A 25934-nucleotide genomic window follows, 5' to 3' on the forward strand; every position below is an offset into this window, starting at 1 on the left:
GCTACAATTCCGATCGCACTTGGGCATGGGCGAGCGCGGCGAATAGTCCGCTCCCGCCGATGATGTTGCCGGCCAGCGCCGGCAGGATGAACCCGAAGATCGCGGTCGCGAAGCTGGTCTGGCCGGTTGTTGCCAACACCCACGCCTCGGCCGATCCGGCGACGACATGGCTGAAGCCCGCGATCGCGATGACGTAGGTCAGCAGGGTCACCACCCAGATCTGCTGCCCGCCCGCATTGGGCAGCAGCCAGGCGATTGTCGCGAGCACGAAACCCGCGGGAATGCCGCGAAGGAATATCTCTTTTGCAGGGCCCTCGGTGGCATGACGCGCGACCTCGATTACCGCGGTCAGCATCTGCGGGCTGATCAGCCCGCCGCGCGGGACCAGCAGCGCCACCGCCAGCGTCCCCGCGGCATTGGCGGCGAACACCAGCGCCCATAATCGGAGCGTCCGCCCGAGGCTGGACCAGCTCGGCTCGGTCGCCAGGGGCAGCACCGCTACGATCGTGCTCTCGGTGAACAGCTGCAACCGGCCGAGAATCACGACGACGAAGCCGACGCTATAGCCAAGCGAGACGATCGCGGGCGACCAGGGCGACGCGGGCAGTTTCAGCATCAAGGCGGCCTGCGCTATGACCGACAGCCACATGCAGACGCCCGCCGCCGCTCCGGACCACAGCAGCGATGACGTCGGGCGTTCGAGCTCGTCGATCCCCTCCTGGCGGATGATCTCGTGGACGACGCGCGCGCTCGGCGATTTGCGCTTTTCCACCGTCTCGCGTTCGCCCGGTTCAAGGTCAGCGGGCTGGTCTTTTCCGGTGTCGCCCGCTTCCGCCATCGCTATCGCTTCGGCTCGACCGCGGCGAAGCTCTGCACTTTGGCGGGTGGCTGCGCGGCATAATAGCCCGCAACCGCCTCAATCTGGCGATCGTCGAGCTTTCTGGCGATCGCGACCATCGGGTCCTCGATCTTGTCACCGACGATCGATCCTCGGCCGCCACTGCGGAAAACCCGCATCTGGTTTGCCAGATACCAGTGCGCCTCTCCTTCCAGCAGCGGATAGGCCTTGGATGCGGCCAGCGTGACCCCGTGGCAGGAAGCACAGGGTGCCAGCCCGGCGGAGGGCACGCCCTGCAGCGCGATCTGCTGCCCCAGCGCCGGTGCGGTTGCGCCCGCCTCGCTCGATCGGCGCGGCAGTGCGGCGTAGTGGTGCGCCAGCGCGTCGATCTGTGCAGGCGACAATTCGGTCGCAACCATCTGCATGAAACCGCTGCGCCGCCGGCCCGCGGCATAAGCGGTGAGCGTCCGCGCGAGATAGTCGGGGCTTTGGAGCGTCAAATTGGGAAAGGCGCCCCCGCCCGCGCCATCGGCGCCGTGGCAGCGCGCGCAGGTAGCGGCCGGGTTGGCGCTGAGCGCATACCCCGAGAAGCCGAAGACCGGCGTCCGATAATTATAGCTCACCCGCGGCGGTTCGTCGTCGTTGCGCAGCGCATAAGCACGTTGCGCGGGTTTTTGACCGAAGGGCACGGGTGACACGGCCTGGTCTTGCGAAACCACGGCCAGCTGCCGGAACGTCTCCGGCGACATCTTCGGCAGAGCGCGCAGAAATGCGACGAGCTGCCAGATCTCGTCATCGCGGCGATCGGCAGGCCAGGACGGCATCGCGCTATACTTCACCCCTGCCTTGACGATGCGGAACAGCTCGGGCGACGAGAAATTCGCGATCGGCAGATCAGTGGCGAGATATTGCGGGCGCGGATGCATCGACAGCACGACCGGGTTTTGGCCGAAGCCCGGCCCGCCATGGCAGCGCGCGCAAACCTGACCATAATAAGCAGCGCCCGCGGCGATCCGGATAGGGGAATCGAGGTCGGCGGGGGGCTTCGGCCCGGCGTGAAAGGCGGTCGATCGATCGAACGTGTAATGCAGGAAGCGCGCCCAGCCTTCCGGATGCGGCTTGGCGGCGGACAGATCGACGATCCCGGTCACGACCACGATCACTGCGATCAGCAGCGCGCCGATCGCCGCGGCGATCAAAGGGCCCAGCCATTGCGAGAAGCGCGACGGAAACAAATAGGGGAGCATGGAGGCTAAAACGCGCGGACGCCGTGCGGTTCCATGGCTGCGAAATTAGCCGCCTCGGCCCACGCCTAATCGTGCAATCGCCGTCTTAACCGAACCAGCGCCAGCGTCACGCCGGCCAACACGATCGGCACCGCCGCTGCCATCGCCCAATCGTGCCGCAATCCCGGCACCGCGCCGAGCGGATAGCCGATCAGCGCGACCAGATAATAGCTGATCGCGGCGACCGATAGACCTTCGACCGTCTGTTGCAGGCGCAGCTGCAGATCCGTGCGCCGGTCCATGGAGGTCAGCAGATCGCGATTCTGCTTGGCGAGCGCGATGTCGATCCGGGTGCGCAGCAATTCGCTGGTCCAGGCGGCGCGCTGTGACAAATCCTCAAGCCGCGCCGAAAAGGAATCGCAGGTCCGGACCGCTGGCGTCAGCCGGCGCTCGGTGAAATCGGCGAGCGTCTGGTGGCCGCGCACCAAGCCGATCCGCAAACTCGCGAGGCGATCGCTGCTGAGTTGGGCATAAGCCCGCGTCGCGCTCATCCGGTAGCGCGTCTCCGCGACCAGCCGGGCGAGTTCGGCCGAAAGATACGTGAGTTCGTCGAGTAACTGATCGTCTTCGGACGTCCGTTCCGCAACCGCGCGTGTCAGCTCGGCGAGCCGGGTCTCCAGGTTGCTGACCGTCGGCGTCAACCGCTGCGCAATCGGCAGACCGAGCAGCGCCATGTTGCGATAGTTGCCGAGTTCTTGAAGCCGCAGCACCAGCTGCGCCGGTTCGTCCCCGGCGAGGTCGCGATCGAGCACGATCAGCCGCCCATACCCATCCGGATGGAGGCGGAAATCGGACAGGATCCGCGCCGCGCCATCGGCGACATCGCAGATCACTGTCGCCTCGGCCGCGAACCAGCCTTCACGGTCTTCCGGGGTCGGATCGGGCGTACCCGCGGCGACAAGCGCAATCTGGGTAGCCCTGAGAATCTCGCCAGGCATATCCGCCAAAACCGCTGCCAACTGCGGTTCGAAAAGGGCAGGGTCGAACAGCGCGTCGAAGTCGCCGCGGCGCAGCAGCGTGTAGGTCGCGAATTCGGTATGCCGCTCCCACACCAGCGTCACCGCGCCGATTGCGATCACCGCATATTTTTCCGCGACCGGTACGATAACTTCAGCCGAGCCCGCCAGCGCGTCGATATGGTCGCGCGCCGCAGCGCCGGCGCCTTCGCCGAGCAGGGTTACGATCTGCATCAGCCGGCACGGCGCGGCGAAACGCGGCAGCCGCCGGACGTGCATCTCCTCGGAGATGGCGGCGCGTAGGGCGTGGCTACGGATCACGACCAGGTCCGCAGCGCGGTGACAGAATATCGCGCGCCGCCGCCTTCCCCGGCGGCGCCGCGCCAGTTCATTTCTTCGCCGTCATCTCAGCCGGCTTGTTGAACGCCGCTGGCACTGCGGTCGCTGCCGCCGGACCGCCTTCGGGCGCCGCTGTCGCAAGCGGCGGCCCCTTCAGCGCCGGTGCTTGGGCGATCATGCTGACCCCGCCAAGCGGCTTGGACTGGCCCTGGTGACAGGTCGTGCAATTGACCTTGTACGGATCGCCGTGCGGGCCTTTGCGATAGGCGGGGAATACCGGCTGCAGCGAGCTGATATAATCCTCGTTGATATCTCGGACCATGCGGATGCCGTAGTAAGCGGTCGCCCGCTGCGCACGGCTGAGGTTCCAGGCACGGAACGACTGGGTGTTGTGGCAATAGGTACAATTGACCCCCAGCGCCGAGCTGATGTGCATCATCAGGCCGTAGGTCTTTTCCGCATCCTTGACCGAAACCACATGGTCTTTTGACGGGAAAGGCGAATTGCCTGCGACGCGAATCTGCTGCTGGCCATTCAGGTAATCCGCGAACGGATCGGACGGCAGAGACGCATAACCCACGTTGGCCTCAGGCGTGTTCTGGCCGTGCTTGTTGCCAAGGATCGAACCCGGATGCGGCGTCCCCTGCGCGAAGGCCCATTTGTTGACGGGCACGGCATTGCCGCGATGGCAGGTGTAGCAGGTGACGCCGGTTTCCTTGACGTGGCTGGACCAGCGCGAATTGATGTTCCGCGTCATCTGCAGCATGCGCCGCGCGACGACCTTGGTATATTTCTCGTCGGACGCCATGTTCTCGGGATTGTGGCAATAATTGCAGCCCTGCTCGGGCGGCGCCACCCACTGGCTCATTTCGGCCATCAGATGATCGAACCGCTCCTTGCTGACCCCGCCGAGCACCTTGAGGTTCTGATAGCTCTCGCCCGCGGTCGGCCCGCCATCGGGCGGCAGGGGATAGGGCGGCGCGGGGATTGCGCTTGCCTTTACGACGTGGCGAACGTCGACGATCTGCTCGAGCCCCGTCCCGCGATAGCCGGTCTGGGTCTTCTGCTTCGCCCCGAACTCGCAACCGCCGAGCAGGAGGAGGCTCAGGCCGCCGATCGAGGCGATCGCGGCTTTGGTGAGGGCCCGGCTCACTTCGGCGCTCCCGGCAGGGTGGCGGGATCGATGACGCCGGTCCCCGGATAGCTGGGTGCATAGTGATGAAGCACTGCCCAAAGATACCAATTATCGACGACGGTGCCGGTCAGCAGGATGCCGATCGCGCCGCTCAGGGGGCACAGCACGGCGAACCACCACGCCCAGCGGTGGATCGATTCCGCTGTCGCGTTGAAGCCCATCGTCCAGCGCCAGAACAAGGCACCGCGCTCGAATGCCGTGCCGCGATCGGTGATCTGCTCGATCTCGCGCTCGCTGCCGTAGCGTCCGGTCGCCAGGACCGTCGCGCCATGCATCGCGAACAGCATCGTCGATCCGTACAGGAACACGATCGAGAGGCAGTGGAACGGGTTGTAGAACAGGTTGCCGTAGCGGATCGAAAAAGCCGCGGTCCAATCGAGGTGCGGGAAGATGCCGAACGGCACCGCTTCGGCCCAGCTGCCCATCAGCATCGGGCGGATGAAGCCGAGGGTGATGATCAGGAAGATACCCGCGCCGAACGCCCAGGCGACATGCGTTCCCATGCCGAGCGCACGCGCGCGGCGGAAGGTCCGCAGCCACCACAGCAGCAGCGAGGTCGTCATGCAGAAGCCCGCCATCTGCCACCAGCCGCCCTCCGCGAGCGGGACGAGCAGCTTGAAGCCCCATTGCGGCCCGGGCGGTTCGAGCGCGAGCCAGGGCAGTTGGCGGACAAACTGGATCGGGTTCCAGTTGACGCTCGCGAACATGTTGAGCCCGATGATCTCGAACGCCAGGAAGGCGAAGGTCAGCGAGGCCATGCCGATTGGGCCGAGGTAAACCGGGCCGATCTGCGCGGCCCCCAGCTTGCCGAGCCAGTAATTGTACCCCCCCTCGCCGCTGCGCTGGAAGGTGCTGTCGCGCAGGCGGGGCCCCGCTTCGTGCGGCCCCCGCAGCTGCACTTGGGTGAACATGTTCTGATAGCGTGCCATCGCGCACCTTCCCCCTTATCTTATTTGGACCAGATCGGCAGATTGAGCCACCACGTCCACCATTCGGGCCAGCCGCGCGTCCAGAGCGGCCCCGAGATGATGATGCAGATCGCGCTCCAGAACCCTGCCGACAATGCCAGGAACAGGCCGAGACGGTGGATGCCCAGCGTGCCGACCGAATAGCCGATCGTATCGCGGAAGAAGGCGTCCTCATATTCGGGCGACTTCACCGCTTCGCCGGGTGCCGGATTGACCGACGAGAGCACCAGCGCACCGTGAAAGGCGAGCGCTCCGCCGGTGACGAAGAAGAAGCTAACCGCGATCATATGCGCGGGGTTGTAGTGGAAGTGGAGATATTGGTAGCCGGTGTTCGACACCCAATCGAGATGGCTGAAGATGCCGTAGGGGAAACCGAACCCCCAGGCGCCGAGCAGCCAGGGGCGGATCACCACCAACGATACATAAGCGAAAATCGCGAAGCCGTAGGCAAAGGGGACATGATATCCCATGCCCAGCTTTCGGCAGATCTCGACCTGGCGGAGCGCCCAGGATGTGAAGGCGCCGATCGCGCAGATCGTGATGATCTGCCACAGCCCTCCTTCGCGCAGAGGCGCCAAGCCCAGGCCATATTTCAAATCAGGCGGCGCGATGCTGATGAGCCACGGATTCCACGTGTGCCCCAGTGAGGCGGCGTAGAAGATCAGCGCCGTGCCCAGCGATGCCGTGATCGCGGTAATGACGCCGAAGAATCCGACGTAGAAGGGGCCGACCCAGAAATCGAACAGGTCGCCGCCAATCAGCGTCCCTCCCCGCACCCGGTATTTTCGCTCGAAGCTCAGCAGCGCCATGGCATCTCTCCGTTCCCCGACAGGCGCCGGAGATCGTTGCTTTCAGGGTATCGGGTGGACGGCGCCGGCCTTTCCGGCCCCGTCCACCCGCAATCGCGAGTCCTTGCGATCAGGTTCCCGCGGGAGCGGCGGGCGCGGTAGCCGCAGCGGCGACAGGCGCCTTGTGCGGGCCATCGAGCCAGTTGAACCGATCGGTGCTGAGCAAGATGAAGTGAATCAGCAGTGCAAGCACGAACAGGAAGATAAACAAGGCGACCAGCGCGCGGCGCGGATCGAAGATCAGCCAAATTCTCCACATAACGTGGGTCCTTCTCTTTATTGTCGAAGTGTCAGAGGGCTCGGATCAGAGCCAAGGCCGCCAGTTCCACACCAGCACATGGGCGACGATCGCCACGGCCGTGAAGATCAGGAAGCTGGTGATGAACAGCTTGTGGAACTCTTTCGCTTCTTCTGGGGTGAGGTACGTTCCCGGCCCCATCCTTTCGTTTGGATCGTTCATTCTACGTCTCCATGGTTCCCGACGAGGGTAGGAGCGTGAAAATAACGCGCTCCCCGGCGGCATCCACGCGGGCGGTGTACCCACGGGGATCTGTTGGCCCGTGCACATGCACGGGAAAGGCGGGCCGCGCTCATGACGCGCGGCTTTCAGTGATCGCGAGCGCCAGGCGCTCGCTGGTGACAGAGGGTTCGCCCGCGCGGCGCGCGGCGCGCTCCGCGGCGTCACGGATGCGCTTGGCCATCGAGATGCGCACGAGCACCGGCTCGCGCTCGACGATCGCGTCGAACTCGGTCTTGGCCGCATCGTCCCACATCACTTCGCGCTCGATCCGCGCCGGTGTCGGCTCGGCCTTGTCGAGCTGGCCGGCGAGGGGGAGGATGTGGAAAAGCGCATCGAACAGCGCGTTGCACACTTCCTGGATGAGATAGGTGGCGCCGGAATAACCCATGAACGGCGTTCCGGTATGGCGGCGGATCACCGCGCCGGGAAAACTCGCCGGGATATAGACACCGCGCCCGCCGGCTTCCGCCATGTACATGCGTTCGTTGAAACTGCCGAACAGGACCAGCGGCGGAGTGTCGCGGATCATGTCCTTGACGGCCTGATTGTCGGACTTCGCCCCTGCGCAGCGCGACACCGCGAAGGTGCACGGCAGGCCCATATCGTCCTCGAGGAACTTGCGGATGCCGCGCGCATAAGTGTCGGTGGCGACGATGCCGAAGCTCGCCGTGCCGAAGAAATCCTGCGTCACCGACCGCCACAGGTCCCACAGCGGCTTGATCGTGGTGTGCTTCTCGCGCGCGATGAACGGCTCGGGGTCGAGGCCCGTCAGTTCCCCGAGCTTGCGCAGAAACAGTGTCGTGCTCTCCAGCCCGATCGGTGCCTGCAGGTAAGGCCGCTCCAGTGTCTCGCAAAGACCGCGACCGAATTCGCGGTACATGCACACATTGACCTCGGCGTCCGCCAGCTTCTTGACGTCGGCGAGGTGGCTGCCGAGCGGGAACACCATGCCGACCTCGGCGCCGATGCCCTCGATCAGCCGCCGGATCTCGGCGAGATCGGACGGCATGTTGAAGGTGCCGTACATCGGCCCGATGATGTTGATCTTGGGCTTCTGGCCCTCCTTGCGCGGGCGCAGCGCGGGAACCTTCTTCGGCCCGAACTGCGTCCACAGCCAGGTCAGCGCGCGGTCACCGGACTGCCACTGATCCTCGTCGATCGTGCGCGGCAGGAAGCGCTGGATGTTGGTGCCCTCGGGCGTCACGCCACCGCCGATCATCTCGGCGATCGAACCCGTTACGACAACCGCGGGCAGATCGGGATCGAGGGTCTTCCACGCGCGCTTCATTGCGCCCTCGGTGCCGTCGCGGCCCAGCTCCTGTTCGCCCAGCCCGGTGACGACGATCGGCAGCTCATGCGGCGGCAGGCCGTCCGTATAATGGAGCACCGACGTGACCGGCAGATTCTCGCAGCCGACCGGGCCATCGATGATGACCTGCAGGCCCTTGATCGCGGTGAAGGCGTAAACCGCGCCCCAATAGCCGCCGGCGCGATCATGATCGATGATCAGGGTCATGTGCCGATATGCTCCTCGGCTTTCGCGGCAGCGATGCGCTTGGCCGCGAACTTGGCCTTGAACTCGGGACGATCGACCGGGGTATTCTCCCAGACGCCCGCCGTCGGACCGGCACCCACGCCCTCGAAAAAGGCGGTCATCTTGTCGAAACGATGCTGGTTGGCGAGCGCGGCATTGACGACCATCGCCAGACTGCCCGCACCCGCCGGCCCCATCAGCGGCCGCGCCGAAATGAGGTTGGTGAAGTAGAGCGCCGGGATCGCTTTCTGCTTGGCGTGCTGCACCACCGGCGTGGTGCCGATCGCGAGATCGGGGCCATATTCCTCGACCGCGGCGATATCCTGTTCGAGACTCGCGCGATACTGAACCCGGGCGCCGTGCGCTTCGAGCCATTCACGATCGGGATCGGACCAGACGGTACGCGGGCAGGCGGTGCCCACGTAGGGAACGTCAGCGCCGCTTTCGATCAGCAGCCGCGCGACGAGCAGTTCGGAGCCCTCATAACCCGAGACGGTGATCCGCCCTTTGATCGGCTTGGCCGCGAGCGCGCCGCGGATCGCGGGAATGAAGCGGTTCTTCGAAGCGTCAATCTTGTCCTGGGCGACGCCGCAGGCCTGGCCGATCGCGTCGAGCCACGCCGCCGTGCCGTCCGCACCCACAGGGGCCGAACCGACCACCGTCCGCCCCGCCGCTTCGAATTCGCGGATGCTGGCGGTGTAGAAGGGATGGATCGCACCGACGACCGCGCAATCCAGCGCCGAATAGAGTTCGCGCCACTCGCGGGTCGGGACGACCGGGCCGGCGGCCAACCCCAGCGGCTCGAGCATCAGCCCGATGCCCGGCGGGTCGGCCGGGAACATCTCCCCGAGGAGAGTCACGGTAGGCCGGTCGGGCCGTTCTTTGGGCGCGGCGACGGGGCCGACTTCGGCCTCCTTGCGCGCGTAATTGAGCATCGCGCCGGCGAGCACGTCCTTCGCCTCGGCATGGGTCGGCACGCCGAAGCCGGGCACATCGATGCCGATCACGCGGACACCGTTGATGTGGTCGGGCAGCAGTTGCAGCGGCACGCCCGATGCGGTCGGCACGCACAGATTGGTGACGATGATCGTGTCGTACAGCGCCGGATCGGCAAGATCGTGGACCGCGTCGCGGATATCCTCGAACAGCTTGCCGGTGACGAGCGTCTCCGAAGAGAAGGGCACGTAGCCGACGCTGCGTTTCGCCCCGTAGAAATGGGACGTGAAGGTAAGACCATAGACGCAGCAGGCGGAGCCCGACAGCACGCTGGCGGTGCGCCGCATGCGCAGGCCGACACGCAGCGATCCGAACGCGGGGCACATCGATTGCGGCTGATCGTGCGGGCCTTGCGGATAATCGGCGGCGTAGCGATCGAGGATATCGGACTTGCCCGCCTTCGCGGCAGCCTCCCGCATCACGTCCTTCGACCCGCATCCGCCTTCAACCGGCACCGCCAGGTCCATCCGGTCGCGATCGCGCGGGAGGGTTTCCACGTCCACCGATCAGACCGCGTCGTACACGACTTCGAGGCTCGGCTTGGTGACATATTCCGCGCCGCGCATGTCGGCCTGCGTCGCGGGCCTGAGCGAATAGTCCGCCCCCGTGACGTCAGCACTGAACAGGTTGAGCAGCCCATCCTGATCGAGCGGAGCCGGGCGCAGCGGTGGCGCTTCGGCGACGTTGACCGCGAGCTCCTCGAACAACGAAGCCCATTCGCCGCCGGGCTTGCCGATGATCTGGTAGTTGGCGCTCTTCTTGCGGATATCCTCGTTAGCCGGGATCGCGCACAGCACCGGGATGCCCACCGCCTCGGCAAAGGCATTGGCCTCGCCGGTGCCGTCATCCTTGTTGAGGATCATGCCGGCCACGCCGACATTGCCGCCCATCTTGCGGAAATATTCGACCGCCTTGCAGACGTTGTTCGCCACATAGAGCGATTGCAGATCGTTGGAGGCGACGACGATCACCTTCTGACACATGTCGCGCGCGATCGGCAGGCCGAAGCCGCCGCACACCACATCGCCCAGAAAATCGAGCAGGACGTAATCGAAGCCCCATTCGTGGAAGCCCAGTTTCTCGAGCGTCTCGAACCCATGGATGATCCCGCGCCCGCCGCAGCCGCGGCCGACTTCCGGCCCGCCCAGCTCCATCGCGAACACGCCGTCGCGCTGGAAGCAGACGTCCTCGATGCCGATTTCCTCGCCCGCCAGCTTCTTCTTCGAGCTGGTCTCGATAATCGTCGGGGTCGATTTGCCGCCGAACAGCAGGCTGGTCGTGTCGCTCTTGGGATCGCAACCGATCAGCAGCACGCGCTTGCCCTGCTGCGCCATCATGTAACTGAGGTTCGCCAGCGCGAAGGATTTGCCGCTGCCGCCCTTACCATAGATCGCAATGATCTGGGTCTGTTTGGTCACCGGGCCGGTGGGTACAGGATCGGGCTCGAACGAGGCTTCCTCGCGCAGCACGCCGGGATCGAACATGCTCATATCTGTCTCCAGTCGAGGACCATCTTCAGGCAATCAGGATCGTCGAACGCCTGCGGATAGGCTTGCAGTGCCTCGGCGGCGGGGCGCGCGTGGCTGATCAGACCGCCAAGATCGAGGTGTCCCGCATCGACAAGCGCGAGCGTCGCGGCGATGTCTGCGGGGGTGAATTCGGCAGCGATCCGCACGGAGGCCTCACGCATGAACGCGGGCGGGAAGGCGAACGACAGTCGATCGTAAAAGCCCGCGAGCACGACACCGCCACCCTTGGCGATCCGGGCGAAGGCGATATCGAGGATATCGGCGGCGCCGCTTGCGTCACATATCGTACGATAGTCGCGGCGGTCGTCGCTGGCGGGATCGATCACGGCATAAGCAGCATCGCCGCGGCGCGCGGGATTGTTCTCCCAGACGGTCGGCGTGACGCCGCCCTTCGCAGCCGAAATCCGTGCGATCAGCCGGCCGAGGATGCCATGGCCGATGATCAGATCCGGCATGCCCCCGATCGCAATCGCATGATGCGCGGTTGCGGCCAGTGCTAGGAGGATGCCGTCGCGGCCGAGCGACTCGGCAATGGGGATGGCCCGGGCCGAGGGTAGGATGACCGTGCGGGCGGTGCCGCCGAACAGGCCGCGGGCATCGGCGAAGCAGTTGGCGCCGGGCACGAACACCCACTCGCCGATCCGCCCGCGGGCATCAGCGCCCGCATCGACGACCCGGCCGACCGACTCATATCCCGGGACCAACGGATATCCCATGCCGGGAAAGTTCGGCATGCGGCCGGTCCACAGCAATTTCTCGGTGCCGGAGGAAATGCCGCTCCAGTCGATCTCGACCTGGATGTCGCCGGCGCCCATCGGGGACAGGGTCAGCGATCGAAGATCGAGCCTTTCCGGTCCTTCCAAGATCACCGCCAGCGCGCGCATTCCGCTCGTCCCCGTTCGCGTGCTGGTCTGGATAGCCAACCTCGCAACCGTAACTTTACCCTGACACTTGTTGTTGTCAACTAATTTGGACAGTTACCGAACGGCGGCCATGGCGCTCGTCGTCAGAGGCATCGCGGTGGCAATTTGGCGGGTCTGCGAAAAACGCGCGCTGCGCAGCATCGCCGCGATCTCTGAAGCGCTACGCGGCCGTCCGGATCCCATCGCCAGCAGGTAGAAACCGAAATAGGCGTCGCCGGCGGCGGCAGCGCCCGGGGTCCGCGCCATCGGTTCGACGATCAACAGCGTGCCGCCGGATGGCAATGCATTGTAAATGTTACGCAAAAGTTCGAGCGCGGGTCCGTCGTCATGGTCGTGCAGGACGCGGACGAGCGAGATGATGTCATAGCCCTGCGGCAGGGGATCGCGGAGAAAGTCGCCACCGAATATCGCCGGCTGCTTCGTCAGCCCGGCCGAGTCGAACCGGACCCGGGCGCGGTCGCCGACCGCAGGGAGATCGAACAGTCCTAGCTCCAATGCGGGAGCACGGGCGCCTACCTCCGCAAGGAACGCCCCCTCGCCGCCTCCGACATCGAGCAGGCGGCGATGCCGATGGAACGGATAAGCGTCGATCGCCTGTGCGGCGATCAGGGGCTGCGACGCCGCCATCAGGGCGGAATAGGCCGCGACTGCTCGGGCATCGCCGGGGTGCGGCGACTCGGCGTAGTGCCACAGACCCGACAAGGCCCCGCCCCCGCCGCCACGCCGCAGCAGCCCGACGGGATCGGCAAGGTCGGCGTAGAGTAGGTGATGGTGCGCCACCATTTCGGCGATGCCGCGATTGCCGCGCAGCGCCGCACCGTCGCTGCCGAGCGCCCAGCCCTTCTCGATCGGCTCAACGAGCCCCAGCGCCGCAGCGCCACGGAGGAGCCGCTCGGCGCCCGCAAGCGGCAGGTCGATCCGGCTGGCGATCACCTCACTGGTCTGCGGCCCCTCGGCCAGCACCTCGAACAGATCGGTTTCGATACACGCCGCGAGGATCTGCGAATAAGTGAAACCTGCCACCAGATCGAACAAGGCGCGGGCGCGCCGTCGCGCGATCGGGCGGGTCAGCGGGAAGCGGCTGGCAAAGCGTTGGAAGCGCGGCGATGCCAGCAGCCGGTTCCGCCAGCCGATCCATTGACCCCGCCAACCATATTTCTGAGGAGTGGACGAAATCATATGTCCAGTTTTGTGGACACATGATAGTCTGGCGTCAATCGCGAGGGTGCGGGCGAATGCCGAACGAAAGCGTGGTCGTCATCGGAGGCGGAATCGGCGGGCTGGTCAGCGCCGCCCTCCTGGCCGCGCGCGGGTGCGACGTGACGCTGATCGAGGCGGCAGCGGGCCCGGGTGGCAAGCTGCGCGCGGTGATGGTCGGCGGCGAGGCGATCGATGGCGGCCCGACCGTTTTCACGATGCGCGGCATCTTCGAGGAGATCTTCGCCGCGTGCGGCAGCACGCTGGACGATCACCTGACAATGCGTCCCGCGACGACGCTCGCCCGCCATGCTTGGGGCGACGCGCGACTCGATCTCTTTGCGGACCCCGCCGCCAGCGAGGCCGCGATCGGCGAATTCGCCGGCGCGAGCGAGGCGCGCGGCTACCGCGCGTTCCGGGCGGAAGCGAAGCGGTTGTTCGATGCGCTCGACCGGCCCTTCCTGCGCGCAACCAAGACCGATCCGATCACCCTCGGCTGGCGGATGGGTGCGCGCGGGCTACCCGATTACCTTAATCTGCGCGCTTACACTTCGATGTGGCGCGCGCTGAGCGGCTATTTCGCCGATCCGCGGCTGCGGCAATTGTTCGGGCGCTACGCCACCTATTGCGGCTCCTCACCCTTCCGGTGCCCGGCGACGCTGATGCTGATCGCGCATGTCGAGGCGAGCGGCGTGTGGCTTGTCGATGGCGGGATGCACCGGCTCGCGCACGCTCTCGAAACCCTCGGGCACCGCAACGGCGCCCGCTTTCGCTATGGAACACCGGTCCGCGAGATCATCGTCGAACGCGGCCGTGCTACAGGCGTCGTGCTGGCGGACGGCGAGCGGATCAGCGCTAGGTCGGTGGTGTGCAACGCCGATCCCGCCGCGATCGGCGCGGGCGGTTTCGGTGCGGCGGCCCGGCGGGCGGCTCCGCCGGTTGCGCCCCGCCGCCGGTCGCTAAGCGCGATGGTATGGACCGCGCAGGCCAAGACCGCCGGCTTCCCGCTCGTGCGCCACAACGTCTTCTTCTCGGACGATTATCGCGCCGAATTCATGTCGCTCTCTGCCGGACGGCTGGCCGCTGCGCCGAGCGTCTACGTGTGCGCGCAGGATCGCGACGCCAGCGGCGCGACGCAAGGCGACATCGAGCGCCTGCAAATCATCGTAAATGCTCCGGCCACAGGCGACGGACCGGGCTTCACCTCAGCGGAGATCGAAACATGCAGACGGCATATGCTGGAGAGGGTTTCGCGGGCGGGACTTTCGCTCGATCTGACGCCGGGCGAAGTGTTGACGACCCCGAGGGACTTCGAGGGTCTGTTTCCGTCGACGGGTGGAGCCCTTTATGGACCGGCCTCGCACGGGTGGGCGGCCTCCTTCCGCCGGCAGGGCAGCCGGACGCGGATCCCTGGGCTCTATTGCGCGGGCGGGAGCACCCATCCCGGCGCGGGCGTCCCGATGGCGGCGCTTTCCGGCCGCTTAGCCGCCGACTGCCTGCTCAAGGACCGCGCTTCGACGTGGCGGTCGGTCCCGGGGGCTATGCCTGGTGGTATATCGACGCGACCAGCGCGGACGGTGCCCACGGGCTGACGATCATTGCCTTCATCGGCAGCGTCTTCTCGCCCTACTACAAGCTCAGCGGGCGCGGCGATCCGGAAAATCATTGCGCTATCAACGTATCGCTGACCGGCCCGCGCGGATCCGCCTGGGCAATGACCGAGCGCCCGCGGCGGCGGATGGCGCGCGATGCCGACAGTTTCTCGGTCGGGCCGAGCGCGCTCCATTGGGACGGGGACACGCTGGTGATCGACATCGCCGAGATTTCCGCGCCCTTGCCCTACAAGGTGCGCGGGACGGTGCGGGTCACGCCCGAGATGATCGGCACGACCGCCTTCCAGCTCGATCCGGCGGGGCGGCACCGTTGGCATCCGGTGGCACCGCGAGCGCGGGTTGAGGTGGCGATGACGCACCCCGGCGTCAGCTGGAGCGGCGACGGCTATTTCGACTCCAACTTCGGGGACGAAGCGCTGGAAGCGGGGTTCGACGATTGGCACTGGAGCCGCGCGCATCTGAAGAACGATGTCGCCGTACTCTACGAGGGCCGGCGGCACGACGGCGCGCCGTTCGATCTCGCGCTGAAGTTCGATCGCCAGGGCCGCTGGCACGATGTCGTCCAGCCACCGGCCGCCGCGCTGCCCCGCACCGGCTGGCTGGTAAAGCGGGCGACCCGCACCGATTCCGGCACGACGCCCCGCGTGATCAAGACGTGGATCGACGCGCCCTTCTATGCGCGCACGGCGCTGGCGACACGCTTGTTCGGCGAAGATGTGCAGGCGGTCCACGAGAGTCTGTCGCTCGGACGATTTCGGTCACCGATCATCCAGTCGATGCTGCCCTACCGGATGCCCAGGGCAATCTGGTAGCAGCTCACCCTGCGGCGTCGTCTTCGGGAGGCTTACGCGCCTTGTCCTTGGCGATCTCGCGGTTGATCGAGATGAGCTGCCAGATGCAGAACAGGACGACAGGGATGCCCGCGATCGCCATGTCGAACAGGCTGAAATAGCTCGCGTGCATCATCCTTCTCCCGCGAAATCGCGGATGACAGCCGCGATATCCTCCGGCTTTTCCTCGTGCGCCAGATGGCCCAACCCCGCCAGCGAGATCAATCGCGCACCACTTACCATCGCCGCCGCCTCACGCGCGTTCGCCAGCGGTATCGCCGCATCGGCTTCGCCGTGAACGAGCAGCAGCCGCGCCTTTAGCCGGGGCAGGTCGCGCTTCAGCGACTCGAGATCCCAATCCGCCATCATCGTGATCGCACCGGCGCAATGGCCGGGCATCGAGAAGAGCCGCTCGTAACAGCGGCTCCCCGCCGCCTCGATCCGTGACCCCGTGCTGCGGGCCAGGAACCGCACGGTTTCACCTGGCACGCGCGCAAGCCGGGCGAAGAAATGCGGGGCGAAGGGATTGACGAACAGCAAGCGCGCCAGCGTCGGGAACAGCTTCGCGCCCAGGCCGGGAAAAGGCAGCAGCGCGGCATTGAGGCCGACGATCGCTTGCGGATCGGCAATGCCGTCAAGCGCCATGCGGATGGCGATGGCCGCCCCGGCCGAATGTCCGACGATGATGTCAGGCTTCATCTCCAGCGCGCGCAGCAGATCGCCCACCGCCCGCGCCATCGCCGACATGGAAAGGCCACCGGCGGGCCGACCGGCGGTAAAGGCATGTCCCGGAAGATCCGGCGCGACGACGGTGAAATGTTCGGCGAGCAGCGGCGCCAGCGCGCGCCAGCTATGCGTCGCCGCGCCGGTGCCATGGAGCAGAAGCATCACTGGACCCTGGCCCATGATTTGGACATGCCAGCGCAGCCGCCCGGCCTCAACGAAACGGCTCTGCGCACGATTGGGCCAGTCGCGGCCTTCGCCATCCCAGCGCGGCATCCAGCTCATGCCTGCTGGGCCTGGCGCACCGCGGCGTGCATCGCTGCGGCGTCGGCGCGCGGCAGCGGCAGATAGCGCGCGGCCATCGCGGCAGCGAGAGCGGCGGCTTCGGGCCGCGCGCGCGGGGAAATATCGACAAAGGCGGCGGCGATTCCCGCGGCGCGCATCGCCTTCGCCGCGGCGGTGGCATCGGCCTCGGCTACCTTCCGCACTGCGCTGCCGTCGGCGGCGATGTTGGCGCGCCCATCGGTGAGGATGACGACGAACGGCGTTCGCCCGCGCGCTTTCGCCAGCTCGGCCAGTTCGCGGGCTGCGGTGAGCCCGGACGCCAGCGGCGTGCCGCCCCCGCCGGGCAGCTCCGCGAGCGAACGCCGGGCGCGCGCGAGCGAGCGCGTCGGCGGCAGGAGCAGTTCGGCGCCTGTCCCGCGAAACGCGATCAGCGCCACCTGCGCGCGCTTCACATAGGCTTCGGCGAGCAGCAGCTCCACCGCTCCCTTGGCCTCGGCAAGACGCGCCAGCGCCGACGATCCCGACGCATCGACCGCGAAGATCGTCACCGCCTCCGCGCGCGTCTCGAAGCGCCGGATGCGCAGATCATCGCGGCGGACCTTCACGCGCGCGGTCCCGCTGCGCAGCTTCTGCCACGGTGCCGCGGCGCGCAGCGTATCGATCAGCGACAGCCGCACGCCACCGCCGGGGATTCCGGCGCGCGTTCCCATCGGACGCCCACGGGTGGGCGATTTGCGCCGTTCGCCGGCGCCCTGCGCGCGTGTCGTCTGCCGGCCACGCCCGGCAGCAATCCGGGCAAGGACATCTTTCGGCAATGCGGCCAAGGCAGCAGCGAGGACGATATCTTCGAGCGGGGCGGGTTCGCTGCGCTCGTCTTCGCCGCCATCGGTATCGGGGGGTGGGGGCGGCGGCGCTTCAGGCTGAGCTTCCTGCGGCGGCACCCGCGTGGCGCGGGGCGCCAAGACGAGCCGCGCGGCGAGGGTGATGTCTTCCTCATCGATGACGTCGCGCCCGGCGATCCGTGCCGACGCGCGGGCGGCGCGCAGGGCGAAAACCGGCGCACGCGCCGAGTCTATTCCAAGCGCCAGGGCGGTCGCGGCCAGGGCATTGACCGCTTCCTCGTCACCCCGGACTTGTTCCGGGGTCCACCTCCCCACCTGCGCCGGTTTAGCGAGTTGCTCGGTGGACCCCGGAACAAGTCCGGGGTGACACATTGTCAGGTCGATCCAGAACGCCAGCCGCTCACCCATGGCCACCGGGGGCCGTTCGTCGGGCTCCACGCCGTCATCCAGCGCCACGACCAGAAATCGCGAATCGCCCCCATCGATCGCCGCCGCGATCCGGCCAGCGGTCGCGTCCGACAGCCGCTCGGCCATCGGCACCACGACGGCCCCGCCATCGGCTTCGGCTAGTACGCCCGTACTCGCCACCGGGCGGCCCAGGGCCAGCGTCGCGGTCAGGTCGATTCCGCCGAGCAGGCGCTCGTCATCGATATGCGCGGGGATGCGGCGGATCGGCGCGCCGTCCGGCAAGGAAGCGCGCAGCGCGGCGATGACGGCGTCGCGCATATCGCCGCCGCCGCGCAGGATCAGGCCGCCCAGCCCGGGATCGATCGCGCAGAGCCGCGCGGCAAGGATCGCATCGGCGATAGGGTCGGGCGAGCCATCGCCCGGCTCGGTCACGCCGCCAGGTCTTTCTTGGCCAGGTCCAACAGCGCGCGCTCGATCCGCGCGGTCGAGCCGGTCTCGTCGAGCACGTTGCGGCGCAGCCGGTGGCGCAGCGCGAGCGGGGCGACGCGGGTGATGTGCTGGGCCGCCACCTCCCCCGCCCCATCGAGCGCCGCCAGAGCGCGCGCCGAACGCATCAGCGTCAGCTCACCGCGCAGCCCGTCCGCACCGACCACCATGCACAACCGCGACGCGAGCATCAGGACCGCGTCGGGGACGGTGACGCCCGCGACCGCGGCCCGGGCGGCGGCGATGCGCTTGAGCGTCTTGCGCTCGGCGCGGCGCCACGTCTCGGCGAAAGCCTCGGGTTCGCGCTCGAACCTATCGCAGCGTTTGAGGATTTCGACCCGCTGCGCCAGATCCTGCGGCGTCCGCACCTCGACCGACAGGCCGAAGCGATCGAGCAGCTGCGGCCGCAGTTCCCCTTCCTCCGGGTTGCCGCTGCCGATCAGCACGAAACGCGCGGGGTGGCGGACGCTCAGCCCTTCGCGTTCGACGACATTCTCGCCCGAGGCCGCGACATCGAGCAGCAGATCGACGATATGATCCTCGAGCAGGTTGACCTCATCGATATAGAGGAACCCCCCGTTGGCCCGCGCGAGCAGGCCGGGTTCGAACGCTTTGATCCCCGCGCCCAGCGCCCGTTCGAGATCGAGCGCCCCGACAACCCGATCTTCGGTCGCGCCGAGCGGCAGATCGACGAACGGCACCGGCACCGTCCCCTTGCGGGGGCTGCCGTCCTGATACCCCGCCTGCTCCGCCGGGACCGGCGGCAACAAGGCGGCGAGCGCGCGCACCGCGGTCGACTTGCCGGTGCCGCGATCGCCGAACACCATCACCCCGCCGATGCGGGGATCGACCGCCGCGATCAGCAGCGCCAGTTTCATCTCGTCCTGACCGACGATCGCGGAGAATGGGAAAGACATGCGCATCGCCAACCTGTATCATGCGCTTGACACTCTACAAGTGGACCTGCCCTGACATGATGACCCCGACGATCGTTGCCGCCAGCGTCGCGATCGCGCTTGGGATCGGTGGAGGGCTGATGACACCGATCGGGGATTGGTATCGCGATCTGCGCAAGCCATCATGGCAGCCGCCCAACTGGGCGTTCGGTCCGGCCTGGTCGATCATCCTCGGCCTTGCCGCATGGTCGGCGGTGATCGCGTGGAACGCTGCGGCCGACGATGGCGCGCGGCGCGATATCGTGATCCTGTTCGCCACCAACGCGGTCTTCCATTTCCTGTGGAGCCCGTTGTTCTTCCGCGCCCGCCGGCCCGATTGGGCGCTGATCGAGGTCGTGTTTCTGTGGGCGTCGCTGGTCGCGCTCGTCGCAGGCTTGTGGCCGATCGCACCAATGGCGAGCCTGTTGATCGTGCCCTATCTATCCTGGGTCAGCTTCGCGGCCTTCCTCAACTACACGATCGTTCGGCTCAACCGGCCCTTCGGCAATGCTTTTGCTAGGTGATGCTGCCACAAGGGCGTATATCGAAATCCGAGAGCTGGGAAACGGCCTATAGAAATAGAGGATGCGATATGCAGACGATCGAAGGAACCGCCTTCATCCCCGCCGCCAAGGTGCCGGAAATCCGTCGGATCAGTACGAGCGATCTGGATTGGGCGTTGCGCGAGGGCTGGACGGATTTCCGCGCCAAGCGTGGCGAATTGCTGTTCATCGGGATCGTTTACCCCGTCATCTGCCTGATCGCGGTGGTGATGACGTTCAACGACCCCCTGCTGCCGCTATTGTTTCCCCTCGTTGCCGGGCTGTCGATCGCCGGGCCTGCGGTCGCTTCCGGATTCTACGAACTCGCCCGGCGCCGCGAAGAAGGGCGCGATTCGAGCTGGTGGCATTTCCTCGATCCGCTCAACGGACGCAGCCGGTTGCCGCTGGCGATGCTGACCGGCGGAATGGCGGTGCTGTTCGTCGGCTGGCTGGTCGTCGCCTACGGGATCTACAATGTGACCTTCGGAACTACGGCGCCGCTGCACGTCGGCGACGTGCTGGGGCGCTTATTCACGACGTCGGCGGGCTGGCAACTCATCGTGCTGGGCAACCTCGCCGGCCTTGCCTTCGCAGTCGCGACGCTGGTGCTGGGCGTGGTGTCCTTCCCGATGGTAGTCGATAAACCGGTCGATGCCGGGCTCGCTGTCCGCACCTCGATCGCCGCGGCAGAAAAGAATCCGCGTGAGATCTTCGGCTGGGGCGTGCGCGTCGCGGGGCTGCTGCTGATCGGGCTGCTGCCGCTCGCGGTCGGGCTCGCGGTGGTGCTGCCGTGGCTCGGCTATTCGACCTGGCATCTCTACACCCGGCTGGTCGTTCGCTGAGGATCAGCGCTGGCGCACCGCACCAGGGTGCGCCAGCGCAAGTAGCATTGCCGGGAAATCGTCCAGATCGTTTGACACCGTATTTCCGCGATTATACGCCGTGCATCGAGAGAAGATGCTGATTGATGTTGTTTCCTGACCGTGCCGAAATGCTGCGCTCCGACGCTGCACCCTCTGCGTGAACAAAATTCGGTTAGGCACCCGCGGCTCGCCCCTCGCGCTCGTCCAGGCGGGGATGGTGCGGGATGCGCTGGTTGCAGCACACGGCATCCAAACCGAAATCGTCATCATCAGGACCACCGGCGACGCGGTGCAGGATCGGCCGCTGGCGGAGATCGGTGGCAAGGCGCTTTGGACTAAGGAACTCGATCGCGCGCTGCTGTGCGGTGACATCGATTGCGCGGTCCATTCGATGAAGGACGTCGAGACGATCCGTCCGCCTGCGATCAGCATCGCCGCGATCCTGCCGCGCGCCGACGTGCGCGATCGCCTGATCGGCGCGCCCTCGATCGCGGCGCTGCCCCATGGGGCGACCGTGGGCACGAGTTCGCCGCGCCGCCGGGCGCAACTGCTGCGGTTAAGGCCCGATCTCACCATCGTGATGTTCCGCGGCAATGTCGACACCAGGCTTGCCAAGCTGGCGGCAGGCGAAGCTGATGCGACGCTGCTGGCGGCGGCAGGGCTCGCGCGGCTCGATCGGCCCGATGTCGGCGTCGCGATCGAGCTCGACGTGATGCTTCCCGCGCCGGCACAGGGCGCCGTCGGGATCGAGGCGCGAAGCGACGATAGCGAAACCCGCGCTTTGCTTGCGGTGCTTGACGACGCACCGACGCACCGCTGCGTGCTCGCCGAACGCGCGCTGCTCGCGGCGCTGCATGCCGATTGCCATTCCCCCGTCGCGGCGCTGGCGACCGACGGCGGCGCGATCCGCGCCGAACTCTTCGCCGAAGACGGCAGCGCCAGCGTCGCCGGATCGGGCGACGATCCCGCCGCGCTGGCGTCTGATCTGCTCGCCCGTGCCCCCGACTCCATCCGGAAACTGTTTGCCGCATGACGCCGCTTGATCCTGATCAGACCCGGGCCAGGACATGGTTCGAGCATCTGCGCGATTTGATCTGCGCCGAGTTCGTGGCGATCGAGCGCGAGGCAGGATCCGACGCCGGCTTCGATCTCACGCCATGGGACCGCACCGAACCATCGGGCGCGCCGGGCGGCGGCGGCGTCCGCGGCGTGATGAAGGGCACGGTGTTCGAGAAAGTCGGCGTCAATGTCTCCACCGTCGGCGGCAGTTTTGAAGGCGAGTTCGCCAAATCGATCCACGGCGCCGGCGAAGACCCGCAATTCTTCGCTACCGGGATCAGTCTCGTCGCGCATATGGCGAACCCGCGGGTGCCGGCGGTCCATATGAACTGCCGCTTCCTGGTGACCACCAAGCGCTGGTTTGGCGGTGGTGCCGATCTCAATCCGCCGCTGCCGATCGCCGAGGATACCGATGATTTCCATGCGACGCTCAAGGCCGCATGCGATGCCCACGCCGTTGGCGATTATCCGCGCTTCTCGAAATGGGCGGAGGATTATTTCTGGCTGCCGCACCGCCACGTCCATCGCGGGGTCGGCGGCATCTTCTTCGATCATCTCGAAGGCGATTTCGATGCCACGTTCGCCTTCACCCAGGATGTCGGACGCGCGTTTCTCGACGTCTATCCCCGGATCGTGAGGCGGCGAATGAACGACACCTTCACGCCAGAGGACGAAGCGGCGATGCTGGCCTGGCGTGGGCGCTATGCCGAGTTCAACCTCGTCTATGACCGCGGCACCTTGTTCGGTCTCAAGACCGGCGGGAATATCGACGCGATCCTGATGAGCCTGCCGCCACGGGCGACATGGGCATGACGCCGCTGCTGGAGGTGCTGCAAGGACAGCGCGCCGAGGTGGCCCCGGTGTGGCTGATGCGCCAGGCGGGGCGTTATCTGCCCGAATATCGCGCGCTTCGCGCCGAAAAGGGTGGCTTTCTGGCGCTTGCTACCGATCCAGAGGCGGCTGCGGAGGTCACGCTGCAGCCGATCCGTCGCTTCGGCTTTGACGGGGCGATCCTGTTCTCGGACATCCTGATGGTGCCCTGGGCCCTGGGGCAGGATCTGACCTTCGGCGCAGGAGAAGGACCACGGCTCGAACCGGCGCTGCTCGATCACGCTCTGGACGCTCTCACGCGAGTGCCGGCCCGGCTCGATCCGGTCTACGAAACCGTCCGCCGCGTCGCAACCGCGCTGCCCGGGGAGACAACGTTCCTCGGTTTCGCGGGATCGCCCTGGACCGTGGCAACCTACATGGTCGCTGGGCAGGGCAGCCGCGATCAGCACGAGACGCGCCGCTTCGCCTACCGCGACCCCGGCGCCTTCGCGCACATTATCGATGCGATCGTCACGATGACGATCGACTATCTGTCACGCCAGATCGAATGCGGCGTCATGGCGGTGCAATTGTTCGATAGCTGGGCTGGAAGCCTGAGCCCCGCGCAGTTCGAGCAATGGGTGATCGCCCCCAACGCGCGGATCATCGCCGCGCTGCACGAGCGCCACCCGGGCACTCCCGTGATCGGCTTTCCGAAGGGCGCGGGGGGCAAGCTCCCCGCTTATGCACGGGGAACCGGCGCCGACGCGATCGGCCTCGACGAAACCGTCGATCCGGATTGGGCGAACACCGTGTTGCCCGAGGGCCTGCCGGTTCAGGGCAACCTCGATCCCCTCGCGCTGATCGCGGGTGGCGCGGAACTCGATGCTGCGATTGACCGCGTCCTGAAAGCTTTCCCGACCCGCCCGCACGTCTTCAACCTCGGCCATGGCATCCTTCAAGATACGCCGATCGCCAATGTCGAACGATTATTGGCGCGGGTCCGGGGGTAAGTTTGGCGCTGTGGCAGACGGGTGCCGCAGCTTTTAGGATACTGCGCCTAAATGGCGCGCTGCGCTTCGGTGTTTGCAGAACTATCGACGGACGCAATTTGAGTGTGGGCGACTGAAACCGACGTCCCCGGGTTTCTGCCGGTCACCTTGACGTGGGCTTTGAGCTGGCGGGCAAGAGCGCCAACGATGGTAGTTCCAAGGCCCGGCGTAGCATCGGCGACGTTCTCCGGCATTCCGACACCATTATCATCGACGGAGAGCGTCCAGTTGGGTCCTTGGGCGCCATAACCAACGGTAATCTGCCCAGCACGTTCGCCCGGAAACGCATGTCTGAGAGCGTTGATCACCAGCTCCGTGACGATCAGGCCGAGGCTGATGGACGTATCCGCGCTAACGCGACTCGCATCGCTCTTGACCACAATTGATTGTTTATCGTGATCACGGATCATCGATGCCCCGAGACTCTGGCAGAGCTGGGTAAAGTAGGGATCGAGAGCGATGTCGCCCTTGCCCGACTGGGTCAGTTGTTTTTGCACGGTCGCGATCGACAGTACCCTGTTGTGGGCATCGGTCAGGTGGGTCCGCGCTTCATCCGAGAGCACGGTGCGCGCGCTCTGCATCAGGACGCTGGCAATGATCTGAAGGCTGTTCGCGACGCGATGCTGGACTTCCTGCAGAAGGACGGCCTTATCTTTCAGGAGATCGTCCTTGAGCCGCTCAGCGGCGCGGGCATCGGTGACATCGGAAACGGTCATCAGCACGCGGATAGCTGCCGTGTCACCATATTCGAGTTTTTGCGGCTTGATCACCAACCGGCGGCTGCCGCCGTCCTGCGCTTGCAGGTCCATCTCGTACGCATCGACCGACGCACCTCCGGATGCGGTTGCCATCAACAAAGCGTGGAGCTGCGGCGAGCGCCATTCCCCGGCGCCCAGGTCGGAAACCCTTTGACCCGGCGCCGTGGCGAGGTTGATCCCGAATGCGCGTCCGAAGGACTTGCTCGCCGCAATGATCGTCAGATCGCCATCGAGAAGCAGCAGGGTGCGTCGGAAGCGGCAACCATTGCCAACATGAGACTGTCGGCTAGGTCTAGCTCTGGGGTAAGCGCGGCCATCAGCGGCCTTTCTACATGAACCGAGACTCGCGAAGCGAAAGCCATACCGGAAGCAGGCAACGAACGGAGCGATCTCGAACGCCGCTTGTTTTCAAGGGTAAGCCTTTGTCCCGCACAATGATACAGATACTTTCGAAAGCCATAAGAGGGCCTGACCCGCCCCTGCACCCGAAGCCGCATATACCGTGAGGCGAGATCGCAGGTCTCGGTCACCCCAAAACCTCATGCTGACCTCGCTGTCGTCCCTTGCGCTACAAGGCTGCTGCCGCCATCCGGACGCATGGCCCACCCATCAGACCATGAAAAAAGCAGGAGCAGCCTGCTGCGTGTCCTCGGGCTTCTCAAACAGCAAGATTATAAATTCGTCACGCCAACCCCGGCGACCCACGCTCGCGTCATCGCTCGACCCGATCGGCAGGAGGCTCACTCCCTTGAGGACGTGCTCGGCTGGTCGCTTTCCTTCCGTCCGGGCGTGCTGCCACCCGATGTCGAGGCCTGCCTCGCCGATGCAGGAATGCTGTCGACCGGCACGGCCGGACAGCGTTCCTTAATTCGGGTGTCGTGGCTCGAGGGCAATCTCTATCTGCACTCGGCCTATCCAACCGATGACCCGGACTCGGTCTTCTTCGGACCTGACAGCTATCGCTTCGCCGCACTGATCGAACGCGAACTGCGCCTCGAGCCATCGCAGCCAAATGCGCGGATCGTCGACATCGGAACGGGCTCCGGCGTTGGCGCGATCACCGCCGCGTTGCTCTGTCCGTCGGCAGACGTTGTTATGACGGACATCAATAGCGCTGCGCTAGGCTTCGCTCGCCTCAACGCGCAAGCGGCCGGGGTCGAAATTCAAGCGGTAGAAACACGCGGCCTGGACGGCATCGAAGGCCTGTTCGACATCGCGCTTATCAACCCACCCTTCATCATCGACGAAGGAGAACGCTCTTATCGCGACGGCGGCAAGATGCACGGTGCCGAGCTTTCCCTCGACTTGGCCAAGACTGCCCTCGACCGACTGCGGCCCGGCGGCCGCGTCATCCTTTATACGGGAAGCGCCATAATTCAGGGCCGCGACGCCCTCCGCTCGGCTCTTGCCGAGGTTGCCCGCAAAGCCGGTGGGGACATGTCCTACCGCGAGGTCGATCCCGATGTGTTCGGCGAGGAGCTCGCCAAGCCCCAGTATTGCGACGTCGACAGGATAGCGTTGGTGAACTGCATCATCCGTAAAACTGAGTGATGCTCTGAGCTAGGAACTGTAGGGGCGTGCGGTTTCGTGTAAGCGCGG

The 25934-nt window shown here is 66.1% G+C and carries 26 protein-coding genes; 8 read left to right on the plus strand and 18 right to left on the minus strand.

Going from position 1 to position 25934, the window contains the following annotated elements:
• Window position 1 precedes the first annotated feature (1 nt).
• From FHS31_RS10205 to FHS31_RS10265, 13 genes are all read right to left on the minus strand, one after another.
• Window positions 2–838, minus strand: a complete 837-nt coding sequence (locus FHS31_RS10205) for a formate/nitrite transporter family protein (protein WP_167073269.1) — start codon at window positions 836–838, stop codon at window positions 2–4.
• 2 nt (window positions 839–840) lie between these two features.
• Window positions 841–2085 (minus strand): c-type cytochrome, encoded by a 1245-nt coding sequence (locus FHS31_RS10210; RefSeq protein WP_167073270.1) that lies wholly within the window; start codon window positions 2083–2085, stop codon window positions 841–843.
• A 65-nt stretch (window positions 2086–2150) separates the two neighbouring features.
• Window positions 2151–3401, minus strand: a complete 1251-nt coding sequence (locus FHS31_RS10215; RefSeq protein ID WP_341786332.1) for a DUF3422 domain-containing protein — start codon at window positions 3399–3401, stop codon at window positions 2151–2153.
• Window positions 3402–3468: 67 nt separating this feature from the next.
• The gene (pufC, locus tag FHS31_RS10220) at window positions 3469–4572 is read right to left on the minus strand and encodes a photosynthetic reaction center cytochrome PufC (RefSeq protein ID WP_167073271.1); all 1104 of its coding nucleotides are present in this window, start codon (window positions 4570–4572) and stop codon (window positions 3469–3471) included.
• Window positions 4569–5543: a photosynthetic reaction center subunit M gene (gene pufM / locus FHS31_RS10225; RefSeq protein ID WP_167073272.1), complete on the minus strand. Its 975-nt coding sequence runs from the start codon at window positions 5541–5543 to the stop codon at window positions 4569–4571. The genes pufC and pufM overlap by 4 nt, the downstream gene beginning before the upstream one ends.
• A 20-nt stretch (window positions 5544–5563) precedes the next feature.
• Window positions 5564–6391 carry a photosynthetic reaction center subunit L gene (pufL, locus tag FHS31_RS10230; protein ID WP_167073273.1) on the minus strand — a complete coding sequence of 276 codons (828 nt, stop codon included), beginning with the start codon at window positions 6389–6391 and terminating at the stop codon, window positions 5564–5566.
• Window positions 6392–6500: 109 nt separating this feature from the next.
• A complete protein-coding gene (gene pufA, locus FHS31_RS10235) occupies window positions 6501–6689 on the minus strand; it encodes a light-harvesting antenna LH1, alpha subunit (protein WP_167073274.1) in 189 nt (62 codons plus the stop codon).
• Window positions 6690–6734: 45 nt separating this feature from the next.
• A complete protein-coding gene (pufB, locus tag FHS31_RS10240) occupies window positions 6735–6890 on the minus strand; it encodes a light-harvesting antenna LH1, beta subunit (protein ID WP_167073275.1) in 156 nt (51 codons plus the stop codon).
• 130 nt (window positions 6891–7020) lie between these two features.
• Window positions 7021–8466 carry a chlorophyllide a reductase subunit Z gene (gene bchZ, locus FHS31_RS10245; protein WP_167073276.1) on the minus strand — a complete coding sequence of 482 codons (1446 nt, stop codon included), beginning with the start codon at window positions 8464–8466 and terminating at the stop codon, window positions 7021–7023.
• Window positions 8463–9947 carry a chlorophyllide a reductase subunit Y gene (gene bchY / locus FHS31_RS10250; RefSeq protein ID WP_167073362.1) on the minus strand — a complete coding sequence of 495 codons (1485 nt, stop codon included), beginning with the start codon at window positions 9945–9947 and terminating at the stop codon, window positions 8463–8465. Before bchY ends, bchZ begins: the two co-directional genes overlap by 4 nt.
• A gap of 39 nt (window positions 9948–9986) precedes the next feature.
• Window positions 9987–10970, minus strand: a complete 984-nt coding sequence (locus tag FHS31_RS10255) for a chlorophyllide a reductase iron protein subunit X (protein WP_167073277.1) — start codon at window positions 10968–10970, stop codon at window positions 9987–9989.
• Entirely contained in the window at window positions 10967–11893 is a 927-nt protein-coding gene (bchC, locus tag FHS31_RS10260; protein WP_167073278.1) for a chlorophyll synthesis pathway protein BchC, read from the minus strand. Before bchC ends, FHS31_RS10255 begins: the two co-directional genes overlap by 4 nt.
• Before the next feature lie 93 nt (window positions 11894–11986).
• Window positions 11987–13111 (minus strand): methyltransferase, encoded by a 1125-nt coding sequence (locus FHS31_RS10265; RefSeq protein ID WP_167073279.1) that lies wholly within the window; start codon window positions 13109–13111, stop codon window positions 11987–11989.
• A gap of 56 nt (window positions 13112–13167) precedes the next feature.
• On the opposite strand from FHS31_RS10265, the gene crtD reads away from it, so the two are divergent.
• Both crtD and FHS31_RS10275 read left to right on the plus strand, forming a co-directional pair.
• On the plus strand, window positions 13168–14721 hold the full coding sequence (crtD, locus tag FHS31_RS10270) for a 1-hydroxycarotenoid 3,4-desaturase CrtD (RefSeq protein ID WP_167073280.1): 1554 nt from the start codon (window positions 13168–13170) through the stop codon (window positions 14719–14721).
• A complete protein-coding gene (locus FHS31_RS10275) occupies window positions 14649–15554 on the plus strand; it encodes a hydratase (protein ID WP_341786333.1) in 906 nt (301 codons plus the stop codon). The genes crtD and FHS31_RS10275 overlap by 73 nt, the downstream gene beginning before the upstream one ends.
• Before the next feature lie 4 nt (window positions 15555–15558).
• On the opposite strand, the gene FHS31_RS10280 is transcribed toward FHS31_RS10275, so the two are convergent.
• Genes FHS31_RS10280 through FHS31_RS10295 form a run of 4 tightly spaced genes read right to left on the minus strand, consistent with a single transcriptional unit; the run spans window position 15559 to window position 19239 of the window.
• Window positions 15559–15708 carry a hypothetical protein gene (locus tag FHS31_RS10280; protein WP_167073012.1) on the minus strand — a complete coding sequence of 50 codons (150 nt, stop codon included), beginning with the start codon at window positions 15706–15708 and terminating at the stop codon, window positions 15559–15561.
• Entirely contained in the window at window positions 15705–16580 is an 876-nt protein-coding gene (gene bchO, locus FHS31_RS10285) for an alpha/beta fold hydrolase BchO (protein WP_167073281.1), read from the minus strand. Before bchO ends, FHS31_RS10280 begins: the two co-directional genes overlap by 4 nt.
• Entirely contained in the window at window positions 16577–18262 is a 1686-nt protein-coding gene (locus FHS31_RS10290; protein WP_341786334.1) for a magnesium chelatase subunit D, read from the minus strand. Before FHS31_RS10290 ends, bchO begins: the two co-directional genes overlap by 4 nt.
• On the minus strand, window positions 18259–19239 hold the full coding sequence (locus FHS31_RS10295; RefSeq protein ID WP_167073282.1) for a magnesium chelatase ATPase subunit I: 981 nt from the start codon (window positions 19237–19239) through the stop codon (window positions 18259–18261). Before FHS31_RS10295 ends, FHS31_RS10290 begins: the two co-directional genes overlap by 4 nt.
• Before the next feature lie 53 nt (window positions 19240–19292).
• Between FHS31_RS10295 and FHS31_RS10300 the strand changes: the two genes are divergently transcribed.
• From FHS31_RS10300 to hemE, 5 genes are all read left to right on the plus strand, one after another.
• The gene (locus FHS31_RS10300) at window positions 19293–19775 is read left to right on the plus strand and encodes a TspO/MBR family protein (protein WP_167073365.1); all 483 of its coding nucleotides are present in this window, start codon (window positions 19293–19295) and stop codon (window positions 19773–19775) included.
• Window positions 19776–19843: 68 nt separating this feature from the next.
• On the plus strand, window positions 19844–20635 hold the full coding sequence (locus tag FHS31_RS10305; protein ID WP_167073283.1) for a DUF2189 domain-containing protein: 792 nt from the start codon (window positions 19844–19846) through the stop codon (window positions 20633–20635).
• Window positions 20636–20813: 178 nt separating this feature from the next.
• Complete coding sequence (hemC, locus tag FHS31_RS10310) at window positions 20814–21689, plus strand: hydroxymethylbilane synthase (RefSeq protein ID WP_167073284.1); 876 nt, start codon at window positions 20814–20816, stop codon at window positions 21687–21689.
• On the plus strand, window positions 21686–22528 hold the full coding sequence (hemF, locus tag FHS31_RS10315) for an oxygen-dependent coproporphyrinogen oxidase (protein ID WP_167073285.1): 843 nt from the start codon (window positions 21686–21688) through the stop codon (window positions 22526–22528). Before hemC ends, hemF begins: the two co-directional genes overlap by 4 nt.
• Window positions 22519–23538, plus strand: coding sequence for a uroporphyrinogen decarboxylase (gene hemE / locus FHS31_RS10320; RefSeq protein WP_167073286.1), 1020 nt, complete (start codon window positions 22519–22521; stop codon window positions 23536–23538). The genes hemF and hemE overlap by 10 nt, the downstream gene beginning before the upstream one ends.
• 47 nt (window positions 23539–23585) lie before the next feature.
• Here hemE and FHS31_RS10325 read toward each other — a convergent pair whose 3' ends face one another.
• Window positions 23586–24428, minus strand: coding sequence for a sensor histidine kinase (locus tag FHS31_RS10325; RefSeq protein ID WP_208408652.1), 843 nt, complete (start codon window positions 24426–24428; stop codon window positions 23586–23588).
• Between the two features lie 504 nt (window positions 24429–24932).
• Between FHS31_RS10325 and FHS31_RS10330 the strand changes: the two genes are divergently transcribed.
• A complete protein-coding gene (locus tag FHS31_RS10330) occupies window positions 24933–25886 on the plus strand; it encodes a methyltransferase (RefSeq protein WP_167073287.1) in 954 nt (317 codons plus the stop codon).
• Window positions 25887–25934: the final 48 nt, after the last annotated feature.

Source organism: Sphingomonas vulcanisoli, assembly GCF_011761305.1.
GTDB lineage: Bacteria > Pseudomonadota > Alphaproteobacteria > Sphingomonadales > Sphingomonadaceae > Sphingomonas_I > Sphingomonas_I vulcanisoli.

Bases quoted from the DNA above. Each gene is read 5' to 3' on its own strand.
- FHS31_RS10305 (WP_167073283.1), top strand. From the start codon at position 19,844: ATGCAGACGATCGAAGGAACCGCCTTCATCCCCGCCGCCAAGGTGCCG.
- FHS31_RS10210 (WP_167073270.1), bottom strand. From the start codon at position 2,085: ATGCTCCCCTATTTGTTTCCGTCGCGCTTCTCGCAATGGCTGGGCCCT.
- pufL (WP_167073273.1), bottom strand. From the start codon at position 6,391: ATGGCGCTGCTGAGCTTCGAGCGAAAATACCGGGTGCGGGGAGGGACG.
- FHS31_RS10330 (WP_167073287.1), top strand. From the start codon at position 24,933: ATGGCCCACCCATCAGACCATGAAAAAAGCAGGAGCAGCCTGCTGCGT.
- bchC (WP_167073278.1), bottom strand. From the start codon at position 11,893: ATGCGCGCGCTGGCGGTGATCTTGGAAGGACCGGAAAGGCTCGATCTT.
- FHS31_RS10280 (WP_167073012.1), bottom strand. From the start codon at position 15,708: ATGATGCACGCGAGCTATTTCAGCCTGTTCGACATGGCGATCGCGGGC.
- hemF (WP_167073285.1), top strand. From the start codon at position 21,686: ATGACGCCGCTTGATCCTGATCAGACCCGGGCCAGGACATGGTTCGAG.
- bchY (WP_167073362.1), bottom strand. From the start codon at position 9,947: ATGGACCTGGCGGTGCCGGTTGAAGGCGGATGCGGGTCGAAGGACGTG.
- FHS31_RS10205 (WP_167073269.1), bottom strand. From the start codon at position 838: ATGGCGGAAGCGGGCGACACCGGAAAAGACCAGCCCGCTGACCTTGAA.
- pufB (WP_167073275.1), bottom strand. From the start codon at position 6,890: ATGAACGATCCAAACGAAAGGATGGGGCCGGGAACGTACCTCACCCCA.
- FHS31_RS10300 (WP_167073365.1), top strand. From the start codon at position 19,293: ATGACCCCGACGATCGTTGCCGCCAGCGTCGCGATCGCGCTTGGGATC.
- bchO (WP_167073281.1), bottom strand. From the start codon at position 16,580: ATGAGCTGGATGCCGCGCTGGGATGGCGAAGGCCGCGACTGGCCCAAT.
- FHS31_RS10265 (WP_167073279.1), bottom strand. From the start codon at position 13,111: ATGATTTCGTCCACTCCTCAGAAATATGGTTGGCGGGGTCAATGGATC.
- FHS31_RS10295 (WP_167073282.1), bottom strand. From the start codon at position 19,239: ATGCGCATGTCTTTCCCATTCTCCGCGATCGTCGGTCAGGACGAGATG.
- FHS31_RS10255 (WP_167073277.1), bottom strand. From the start codon at position 10,970: ATGAGCATGTTCGATCCCGGCGTGCTGCGCGAGGAAGCCTCGTTCGAG.
- FHS31_RS10325 (WP_208408652.1), bottom strand. From the start codon at position 24,428: ATGGCAACCGCATCCGGAGGTGCGTCGGTCGATGCGTACGAGATGGAC.
- crtD (WP_167073280.1), top strand. From the start codon at position 13,168: ATGCCGAACGAAAGCGTGGTCGTCATCGGAGGCGGAATCGGCGGGCTG.
- hemE (WP_167073286.1), top strand. From the start codon at position 22,519: ATGGGCATGACGCCGCTGCTGGAGGTGCTGCAAGGACAGCGCGCCGAG.
- pufM (WP_167073272.1), bottom strand. From the start codon at position 5,543: ATGGCACGCTATCAGAACATGTTCACCCAAGTGCAGCTGCGGGGGCCG.
- pufA (WP_167073274.1), bottom strand. From the start codon at position 6,689: ATGTGGAGAATTTGGCTGATCTTCGATCCGCGCCGCGCGCTGGTCGCC.
- bchZ (WP_167073276.1), bottom strand. From the start codon at position 8,466: ATGACCCTGATCATCGATCATGATCGCGCCGGCGGCTATTGGGGCGCG.